This is a genomic window from Streptomyces glaucus, assembly GCF_039533365.1.
Taxonomy (GTDB): domain Bacteria; phylum Actinomycetota; class Actinomycetes; order Streptomycetales; family Streptomycetaceae; genus Streptomyces; species Streptomyces glaucus.
In genome coordinates this window covers 1-10,511 of record NZ_BAAATK010000097.1, presented here as the reverse complement: position 1 = coordinate 10,511, position 10,511 = coordinate 1, and the positions used below count along the sequence as shown (strand labels likewise).

The 10,511-nt window shown below is 75.3% G+C and carries 5 protein-coding genes; 4 read left to right on the top strand and 1 reads right to left on the bottom strand.

The window, feature by feature from the left end; translation table 11 throughout:
- Window positions 1-188: 188 nt before the first annotated feature.
- Window positions 189-941, bottom strand: a complete 753-nt coding sequence (locus ABD363_RS31895; protein WP_344609942.1) for a 4'-phosphopantetheinyl transferase family protein — start codon at window positions 939-941, stop codon at window positions 189-191.
- A gap of 790 nt (window positions 942-1,731) precedes the next feature.
- Between ABD363_RS31895 and ABD363_RS31890 the strand changes: the two genes are divergently transcribed.
- The 4 genes from ABD363_RS31890 to ABD363_RS31875 all read left to right on the top strand — a co-directional run.
- The gene (locus tag ABD363_RS31890) at window positions 1,732-3,387 is read left to right on the top strand and encodes a thioesterase domain-containing protein (protein WP_344609940.1); all 1,656 of its coding nucleotides are present in this window, start codon (window positions 1,732-1,734) and stop codon (window positions 3,385-3,387) included.
- Between the two features lie 124 nt (window positions 3,388-3,511).
- Window positions 3,512-3,763, top strand: coding sequence for an acyl carrier protein (locus ABD363_RS31885; RefSeq protein WP_344609938.1), 252 nt, complete (start codon window positions 3,512-3,514; stop codon window positions 3,761-3,763).
- A 7-nt stretch (window positions 3,764-3,770) separates the two neighbouring features.
- Window positions 3,771-5,744 carry an asparagine synthase (glutamine-hydrolyzing) gene (gene asnB, locus ABD363_RS31880; protein WP_344609936.1) on the top strand — a complete coding sequence of 658 codons (1,974 nt, stop codon included), beginning with the start codon at window positions 3,771-3,773 and terminating at the stop codon, window positions 5,742-5,744.
- A gap of 16 nt (window positions 5,745-5,760) precedes the next feature.
- The coding region (locus tag ABD363_RS31875) for an SDR family NAD(P)-dependent oxidoreductase (RefSeq protein WP_344609934.1) at window positions 5,761-10,511 on the top strand (4,751 nt) is incomplete at its 3' end.

Sequence of the window (10,511 nt, the reverse complement as noted above, 5' to 3'; positions counted from 1 at the left end):
GGTCAGCGATCTTGTCGGGGTGACCTTCGGTCACGGACTCCGAGGTGAACAGGCGTGTCGTCATGGTGATCTCCTGAGCGGGGAGTGGTCGTGGGGGAGCGTGCGACGGGGTGCCGGGCGGGGGCCGTCGTCGTGTGGCGTCCGCACGCGGCGCTCCGGGAGGGCGGGGCGGCGGAGGCCGCGGGTCGCTATCGCCGGGCCCGGCCGAAGGCCGCGGAGGACGCGGGGGCGGTGCCCGCGCTGCGCGCGGGGGCCAGGACGGCGGTCAGCACCAGGCCGTCGTCCACCAGCCAGCGGCCCGCGAACTCGCCGGCCGGACCGGTCACCGCCGCGACCGCGGGCGGCAGCGGCACCAGCAGCCGCGCCGTGAACGTGCCGCGGATCCCCGGCCCGGCCGCGTCCGGCTCCACTGCCAGCCGCAGCCGTGCCTCCTCGAACCCCAGCATCCGGCCGGCGTGCGGCGACCAGGCCTTGTAGACCGACTCCTTGGCGCTGAACAGCAGCCGGCCCCACGGGACGGCGGGGTGCTCCCGGGCGAGCCGCGCGAGGTCCGCGCGCTCCGCCGGCAGCGACACGGCCTCCAGGACGCCGTCCGGGGGCGGTTCGGCCGGTTCGGCGTCGACGCCCAGCGCCGCCAGGTCGGTGGCGCGCGCGACGGCCGCCACCCGGTAGCCGGGACAGTGCGAGATCGCGCCGACGACCCCGGCGGGCCAACCGGGCGCGCCGCGGCCGACCGGCAGCAACGGCACGGGGGGATGACCGAGTTCGGCCAGCGCGCGCCGCGCGCACCGCCGTCCGGTCGCGAACTCCCGGCGGCGCTTGTCCACCGCCTTCTCCACCACCGCCTCCTCTTCGGGAAACAGCGGGGGTTCCGTCAGATCGCCGCGTACCTCGCCGACCGCCACCGTCTCCGGCAGCAGCCGGCGCATCAGCGGGCGCACGGCGCACCCGACGGCGAGGGGGACCGGCGGTGCCGGCGCGGGGGACGGTGACGCTCTTGGCGGGCGAGGCCCGGGGCGGGGCTCACCACCGGCGGGCCTCGCGGGACGCGGACCGTGCACCGGCGGACGACCGTGCACTGGTCAGGGACATGGGGAACACTCCTTGGTCGCGGTGCGGCGTCCTCGATCACCGAGGCGGCGCGGCTCGTCAGGTGTCCGGTGGTCAGTTTTATGACACCGTCCGGCCCGTCGGCACAACGCCGGGCCGGGTCCCAGGGCCTCTTTCCAAGGAAAGCCGCAGTGTTCCACGCCACACCCGGATGCGGCCCGGGCCCGGGGACACCGTGGCCGGCACGTTCCGCCCGCGGACCGCCGCCCGGCCGGCCCGCGCCCCCGGCGAGACCCGCGCGACCGCGAGACCCGCGCGCCCTGCTCGCGTCGAGTCGCGCCCCGGAACCCCGGGGAGCAGCTCGTACCGCCGGTCGTCGCCCGGCCGGCGAACGGCCCGCGGCAAGCCCGGGAACGCCGGACTAGGGGATTCCTTAGCCGATCCCTCATTAGCGTCGTGGAAACGCTGCTGATCTCCCCTCCCCCCACGTGAAAGGCTGACGGAAGTGACGGCCGCGCCGAGTTGCGAATTCTGCTGCTTCAGGAACGATGGACACGCACGGGGAGCCGGTGTCCCGGCTCCTGGCAGATCCTCGTCCTCATCGGCTGGATCCGCGGCTCCGCAGCGGCCGGTGAAGCAGAAGTGAACCGGACCCGCGCCACCGGAGGACCCGCCCCCGCGGTGCTGTTCCCCGGACAGGGGTCACAGCGCCGGGGCATGGGCGCCGGGCTGTTCGACCGCTTCCCCGCGCTGACGTCGCTCGCCACGGACGTCCTCGGCTACGACCTGCCACGGCTGTGCCTGGAGGACCCCGACGGCAGGCTCGACGACACGCGGTACACCCAGCCCGCGCTCTACGTCGTCAACGCGCTCTCCTACCTGGCCTCGCTGGAGGACGGCGAACCGGAGGGCGCCTACCTGCTGGGACACAGTCTCGGGGAGTACAACGCGCTGCTCGCGGCGGGCGCCTACGACTTCGAGACCGGTCTCAAACTCGTCATCAAGCGGGGCGAGCTGATGGCCGGGGCCGAACACGGCGGCATGCTGGCCGTCGTCGGCATGCCGGAGCCCGACCTCGCGCGCTTCCTCGCCGACGAGGGACTGCGGGGACTCGACATCGCCAACCTCAACACCCCGGCCCAGACCGTGCTGTCCGGCCCGGTCGAGGACATCGCCCGCGCCGAGGGCCTGCTGGAGGACCGCCGGGTGCGCACCTCCCGCCTGCGCGTGTCGGCCGCGTTCCACTCCCGGTACATGGAGCCGGCCCGCGCCGAGTTCCGGGCGTTCCTCCAGGGCTTCAGGTTCGCGCCGCTGCGTGCCACCGTGATCGCCAACGTCACGGCTCGGCCGTACACCGACGGCGGGATCGCCCGGCTGCTGAGCGACCAGATCTCGGGACCCGTGCGGTGGGTGGACAGCGTCCGCCTCCTGCTGCGGCACACCTCCCCCGCATCCTGCCGCGAGGCCGGCGGCAGCGGTGTGCTCACCCGCATGCTGGGGCAGATCGCCCCGCCCCGGACGGGGACCGGCGGAGCGGCCGCCCGCCCGGTGGCGCCCGGGACCGCCGCCGGGGCTCCCGCAGCGCACCGGCCGCCGGCCGCGGGCGCCCCGGTGACCCGGCCGCGCCTGTTCTGCGTCGCCTACGCGGGCGGCGACGAGCGCGCCTACGCCGGACTCGCCGAGCAGTGCCCGGACGTCGAGGTCGTCACCCTCGAACGCCCCGGACGCGGCCGGCGCCTGTCCGAGCCGCTGCTGCGCGACACCGACAGCATCGTCGACGACCTCCTGCGCCAGCTGCGCGACCGTCTCGACGCGCCGTACGCGCTCTACGGGCACAGCCTGGGCGCCCGCCTGGCGTTCCTGCTGTGCCGCAGGCTGCGCGCCGAGCGGCTGCCCGCGCCGCGTCATCTGATCGTCTCCGGCGAGTGCGGGCCGGCGCTGCCGAGCCGCGAGCGGGACACCTGGCGGCTGCCCACCGACGCCTTCTGGGACCATCTGAAGCAGCTGGGCGGCCTTCCCGCGGAACTGTTCGACCACCAGGACCTCATGGCGTTCTACGAGCGGATCCTGCGCGCCGACTTCGAGGCGCTGGGTTCGTACACGCACCGCACCGAGCCGCCGCTCGACGTCCCGGTCACCGTGCTGACCGGGTACGACGAGTGGTTCACCGAGCAGGACATCGGCGCGTGGCAGCGGGAGACCACCCGTCCCCTGACCGCGCACCGCCTCCCGGGCGACCACTTCTTCATCCGGGACCACTGGGCCGAGCTCGCGCGGATCGCCGTCGGCGCGCTGCGCGCCGACGGCGCGGCGGACCCGCTGCCGTCCGCCGTCTGACCCCGCCGCACACCGTCCGGCACGCCGCCCCCGCGGAGCCGCGCCCGGGCGAGGGCATGCCGAGACGTGCCCGGAAACCACCCATATGTACACCTTCATTCCCAGGGAGCGAGAGAGGCCGATCATGGACGAGCTGAAGCGGTACATGGAGGAGCGCTTCCTCTTCACCTTCGACGAGGACATCACCGAGGACACCGACCTGTTCAAGGCCGGGATCCTCGACTCCTTCGGTTACATCGAGCTGATGGCGCACATCGAGGAGACCTACGGGGTGAAGTTCGGCGAGGAGGACCTGCTGAACGGCGTCGTGGTCTCCTTCTCCGGCATCCGCGACTTCGTCGGCTCCGCGCCGCGGCAGAGCACCGGGAGCAGGTGACGGCCTCATGTGCGGGATCGCAGGGTTCTACGGCAGCCGGCTGCCGGCCCCGTCCTACGGCGACGTGATGCGCGGCATGCTCGCCCAGATCGAGCACCGCGGTCCCGACGAGGCCGGCTGCTTCCTCGGCGACCACCTGGCCATGGGCACGGTCCGGCTCGGCATCATCGGCCTCGCCAGCGGGTCCCAGCCCGTCGGCAGCGCGGACGGCCGTCACTGGCTCTGCTACAACGGCGAGCTGTACAACTACGTCGAACTGCGCGAGGAACTGACCGCGCTCGGCTTCGCGTTCCGCACCGAGTCGGACACCGAAGTCGTCCTCAACGCCTGGATCGCCTGGGGCAGGGACTGCCTGCTCCGCTTCAACGGCGCGTTCGCCTTCGCCCTGCACGACGCCGTCACCGGCGAACTGCACCTGGTGCGCGACCGGTTCGGCAAGCGCCCGCTGTACGTGGCCCGCCACCAGGGCGCCTGGCTGTTCGCCTCCGAGATGAAGGCGTTCCTCGCCTACCCCGGCTTCACGTTCGCCTTCGACCCCGAGCAGCTCGCGTCGATCTTCGCCACCTGGACGCCGCTGCCCGACCAGAGCGGCTACCGGGGCATCGAGCAGATCCCGATGGGCTCCTACCTCCGCCTCGACGGCGACCGCGCCGAGCGCGGCCGCTGGACCGGCCTCGACCTCACCGCGGGACCGGCCCCCGCCACCGAGGAGGAGGCCCTGGAACGCATCCGCGAGGAGCTGGCACGCGCCGTCGACGTACGGCTGCGCAGCGACGTCGAGGTCGGCGTCTACGCCTCCGGCGGCCTCGACTCCTCGATCGTCGCCCACCTCGCCGCCCGGCGCACCGGCCGGCCGCTGCGCACGTTCTCCGTCCGCTTCGACGACCCCGAGTTCGACGAGTCCGCCGAACAGGACGAACTCGCCGCCCACCTCGGCACCCGGCACACCGCCGTGCAGGTGTCCGACGCCGATGTCGTCGAGGCGTTCCCCGAAGCCGTACGGCACGCCGAGGTCCCCGTCTTCCGCACCGCGTTCGTCCCGATGTACCTGCTGGCCGAGGAGGTCCGCCGGCAGGGCATCAAGGTCGTGCTGAGCGGCGAGGGCGCCGACGAGGCGTTCCTCGGCTACGGCATCTTCAAGGACACCCGGCTCCTGGCCGCCTGGCACGAACTCGACGACGAGACGCGGCTGCGCCGCATGGCCCGCCTCTACCCCTACCTGCGGCACTTTAACGGCGAGGACGGCCACCGCCGCATGCTGGGCCTCTACCAGCAGTTCACCGAGGAGCGCCTGCCCGGCCTGTTCTCCCACCAGATGCGGTTCCAGAACGGCCGTTTCGCCACGCGCCTGCTGAAGAACCCCGGCGACCCCTTCGCCGCCGCCCGGCGCCTGGTCGCCGAGGAACCCGGCTACGACCGGCTGACCCCCGTCCAGAAGGCCCAGTGGCTGGAGTTCCGCACCCTGCTCGCGGGCTACCTGCTCTCCACGCAGGGCGAACGCATGACGCTCGCGCACGGCGTGGAGAACCGCTGCCCGTTCCTCGACCCCGCCGTGGTCCGCCTGGCCGCCTCGGTCAACCTGCGCTTCGACGACGGCTACGACGAGAAGTACCTGCTCAAACGCGCCTACGAGGACGTCCTTCCGCGCCGCGTCCTGGAGAAGGGCAAGTTCCCCTACCGCGCCCCGGACAGTGCCGCGTTCGTGCGCTCCCGGCCGGACTACCGGGACCTGCTCCTCGACGCCGACACCCTCGACGACATCGGCGTGCTCGAACCCCGCTTCGTCACCGCCTTCGTCAACCGCGTGTTCGACACCCCGCCCGAGCGCGTCGGCACCAAGGAGAACCAGGCGTTCGTCCTGCTGTCCTCCCTGGTCTGGCTGCACCACTGGTTCGTCCGGCGCGCCGGAGCCGAACGCGCGCCCAAGAACCTGGCCCTGCACGTCGTGGACCGGCGCAGCAGCAGCGCCGTGTCGGTCTGATACGGAGAACGCCCCCATGCCCCAGGCACACACGGCCCCCGTCGCCGGCGGCGACCGGGACGTCGCCGTCGTCGGCGCCGCCCTGCGGCTGCCGCAGTCGCGCACCATGGACGAGTTCTGGACCCACCTCGCCGAGGGCCGCTCGCTGATCAGCGAGGTACCGGCCAGACGGTGGCGGAAGGAGGACCACGCGGGCGACCCGCGCCGCGAGTTCAACAAGACCAACAGCGTCTGGGGCGGCTTCGTCGACGACATCGACTGCTTCGACGCCGAGTTCTTCCACCTGTCGCCGCGCGAAGTGCAGTCCATGGACCCGCAGCAGCGCATGGCCCTGGAACTGAGCTGGCACGCCCTGGAGGACGCCGGCTACCGCGCCGACCGGCTCGCCGGCTCGCGCACCGGCGTGTTCATGGGCGTCTGCCACTGGGACTACGCCGAGCTGATCGAGCAGGAAGTCGCGGAGATCGACGCCTACTACCCCACGGGCGTCGCCTACGCGATCATCGCCAACCGGGTCTCCCACCACTTCGACTTCCGCGGCCCGAGCGTCGTCAACGACACCGCCTGCGCCAGCTCCCTGGTCGCCGTGCAGCAGGCCGTGCAGGCGCTGCGCGCCGGGGACTGCGACTACGCCCTCGCCGGCGGCGTCAACCTGTGCTGGTCGCCGCGCCACTTCATCGCCTTCAGCAAGGCCGGCATGCTCTCCCGCGACGGCCGCTGCCGCGCCTTCGACGCCGACGCCGGCGGCTACGTCCGCGGCGAGGGCGGCGGCGTGCTGCTGCTGCGGCGCGCCGGGGACGCCGCACGCGACGGCGACCCGGTGCACGCGCTCATCAAGGGCGTCGGCAGCAACCACGGCGGCCGCACCAGCTCGCTGACGGTGACCAACCCGGCCGCGCAGGCCGAGCTGATCGCCGGCGTCTACCGGCGCGCCGGGGTGGCGCCGGAGACGGTGACCTACATCGAGGCGCACGGCCCGGGCACCCGGATCGGCGACCCGATCGAGGTGCGCGGCCTGAAGCAGGCCTTCGCCGAGCTGCGCGGCGACGGCGACGGCAGCGACGGCGGCAGCGACGGCGAAAAGGCGACCGGCTCCGGCGCCCCGGCCGAGACCGGGCACCGCTGCGGCATCGGCTCCGTGAAGTCCAACATCGGCCACCTGGAGGGCGCCGCCGGAGTCGCCGGCGTCCTCAAGGTGATCGCCGCCATGCGCCACCGCAAGCTGCCCGGGACCGTCGGCTTCCACCGGCTCAACCCGCTGATCAAGCTCGACGGCACCCCCTTCCACATCGTGGACCGCCTCACCGACTGGGACACCGGCGACCCCGCCGTCCCGCTGCGCGCGGGCGTCAGCTCGTTCGGCTTCGGCGGCACCAACGCCCATGTGCTCCTGGAGGCCCCCGGACCCGGGGACGACGAGGCCGCCCGGGGCGCGGAACCCGCGGACCGGGACGGCGAGGCGGGCCCGCGCGAGCAGTGGCTGCCGGTGTCCGCGCGCGACGAGGAGCGCCTGCGGGAGACCTGCGCCGGGCTCGCCCGCTGGGCGCGCGCCCGGCTCGCCGAGGACGCCGTGCCGGACCTCGCGGACATCGCGCACACCCTGCGCGAAGGCCGGGTGCCCATGCGGGAGCGCGTCGTCTTCCGGGCCTCCGACGTCACCGCCTGGGCCGGGCAGCTGGAGCGCTTCGCCGCCGGCGAGGACCTGCCCGACGGCTGCCTGCGCGGCCGGGCCGACGGCGGGAATCCGCAGCTCGGCGCGTTGGACACCGAGGACCTGGCGACGCTCGGCGCGCGCTGGATCGAGGAGGGCCGCCTGGCGAAGTTCGCGGCGGCGTGGGCCGACGGACTGCCCGTCGACTGGTCCCAGTGGCCCGGCGGCGGCCGGCGCATCCACCTGCCGGGCTACGCCTTCGCCCGCACGCCGCACTGGTTCCGGCCCACCACCCCCGCGCCGGAGCGCACCGCGGCCCCGGCCGCGCGGCCGACCCCGCCGCTCGGCGAGGGCCGCCGGGAGGACGGCCGGTGGCGCTTCCCGCTGCTGTTCGACGCCGGGCACGACTTCGTCCGCGACCACCTCGTGGGCGGGGCGCGCATCGTGCCGGGCGTCATGGTCCTGGAGCTCGTCACCGCCGCCGCCCGGCACACCGCCGCCCCCGGCGACCACCCGGCCGGCGCCCGCCCCTGCGTGCGCAACGCCGTGTGGATCCGCCCGCTGCGCGTCGACGGCCCCCGGCTGGCCGCCGAACTGCGCCTGGTGCCGCGCGGCGACGGCCACGACTACACGGTCCTCGACGCCTCGGGTTCGCCCTGCGCGCGGGGCCGCGTCGAATGGCGCCCGCTCACCGAGGAGACGACCGACCTCAAGGCGCTGCGCGGCCGGCACACCCGTCCCGTCGACGTCGCCGCGGGCTACGCCGCCCTGCGGGCCGCCGGCATCGCGCACGGCACCGCGCTGCGGGGCCTGGACGCCGTGTACGGCGGCCCGGACGGCGTCCTGGCCCGGCTGGTCCTGCCGGCCGGCGCGGCCGACGGCCCGGCGCTGCAACCGGCGATCCTCGACTCCGCGCTGCAGGCCGCCCTCGCGGTGGGCGCGGACGCCGACGGCGCCGGCTGGCGGCGGCCGGACGCCCCGCAGGTGCCGTTCGCCCTGGACGCCCTGGAGGCCCACGCGCCCACCACGTCCGTGATGTGGGCCCTGCTGAGGCCCGGCGGCGAACGCCGCACGGAGGTGCCCAAGCTCGACGTGGACCTCTACGACGACAACGGCCGGCTGTGCGTGCGGATGCGCGGCTACGCGGCCCGCCCGCTGACCGCCGCCGCACCCGAGGCGTCCGCCGCCGAGCACGCCCCGCAGGAGGCGCCCGCCGCCGCACCCGAGGCGCCTGCCCCGCAGGAGGCGCCCGCGCCCGCCGCGCCCGAGGCGCCTGCCCCGCAGGAGGCGCCCGCGCCCGCCGCGCCCGGCGCCGGCCGGGAGGACCCCGTGCCTCCGCAGCCCGCCCCCGAGGGCCGGCTCATCGAGGTCACCCGCGCCTGGCGGGACGCCCCGGCCCCCGCCGGGGCGTCCGGGCGGCCCGCCGCGGTCGTCGTCCTCAACGCCGCCCTCGACGAGGCGCACGTCCCCGCCGCCGCCGCCCGCCTGGGCGCGGACATCCTGCCCCTCCCGGCCGCCCGGCCGGCCGGAGAGGGCGGGCCGCACGCCGAGGCCGCCGCCGCGAAGGCCGCGTTCGACGCCTGCTGTGCGCACCTGCGCCGGCTGCTCGGCGACCGCGACTCCACCCGGCGGGTCCTCGTCGTCGCACCCGGCGCCCCGGACTCCCCGGTCCACGCCCCGCTGGCCGCCGTGCTGAAGACCGCCCGCCAGGAGGACCCGTCGCTGCGCGGCAGGCTCGTCCTCGTCGACGGCCTCGACCCGCACGACAGCGCCCGGTTCGAGCGCGTCGTCCGCGCCGAGGCCGCCGCCGACGACGGCGAGGAGACCGCCTGGGACCGGCAGGACCGCCGTACCCGCTGCGTGACCGTGGAACTGCCCGCCCCGGCCACCGGCGGTGACAGCCTGCTGCGCGCGGGCGGCGTGTACTGGATCACCGGCGGCGCCGGCGGCCTGGGCACCCTGCTCGCCGAACGCCTGGTCCGCCGGTACGGCGCGACCGTCGTGCTCAGCGGGCGCAGGGAGCACGGCGAAGCCGTCGACCGGCTGCGCGACCGGCTCGCCGGCCTGCCCGGTGAGGCCGTCTACCGCCCGGCGGACGTCACCGACGCCGGCAGCGTGCGCGAGGCGGTCGCCGCGATCCGCGACCGGTACGGACGCCTCGACGGCGTCTTCCACGCGGCGGGCGTCCTCGACGACGGCTACCTCGTGGCCAAGCCGCCGGAGCGCACCGCGGCCGTCCTCGCGCCCAAGCTCGACGGCACCGCCCACATCGACGCCGCGACCCGCGACGCCCGGCCGGACTTCCTGATGCTGTTCGGCTCCGTGGCCGGCGCGTTCGGCAACGCCGCGCAGGCCGACTACGCCGCCGCCAACGCCTACCTCGCCTCCTACGCCGTCACCCGGACCGGCCCGGAGCGGGCCCTGCGCGTCGTGGAGTGGCCGCTGTGGGCCGAGGGCGGCATGCGGGTCGACGCCGCCAGCCTCGCCTACCTGCGCAAGCGCAACGGCGTCGTCCCGCTCCCCACCGAGGCCGGCCTCGACGCGCTGGAGCGCGCCCTGCGCACCGACGGGCCCGTACGGCGCGCGGTGCTCTTCGGGGAACCGGAGAAGCTGCGCCGCTACGCGGGCGTCCCGGGCGCGCACGAGGAGCGGGCCGTGCCGCGCTCCGGCGGCAGGCGCGAGACCGGCGAGCGGGAACTGCGCGCCCTCACGCACGACTACCTGCGGCGCGTCTTCGGCGAGGTCATGCGGCAGGACCCCGACACCGTCCAGGTGGAGGAGAAGCTGGAGCACTACGGCATCGACTCCATCGCCATCGTCGACCTCACCAGCCGGCTGGAGGACGACTTCGGGTCGCTGCCCAAGACGCTCTTCTTCGAGTACGTCGACCTCGCGGGCGTCGCGGACTACTTCGTCACCGAGCACCGGGAACGGCTGCTGAAACTGCTGGCGCCGGCCGGACCGGAACCGGAGCCGGAACCGCCGGCACCGGCCGGACCGGAGCCGGAACCGCGGGCGCGGCCGGAGCACCGGCCCGGAGCCCGCCCGGCGGCGGGCACCCCCGCGGCCCCCGCCGTCCCCGCGGCGCCGCCCGCCCCGCCGCCGGCCGCCCCCGC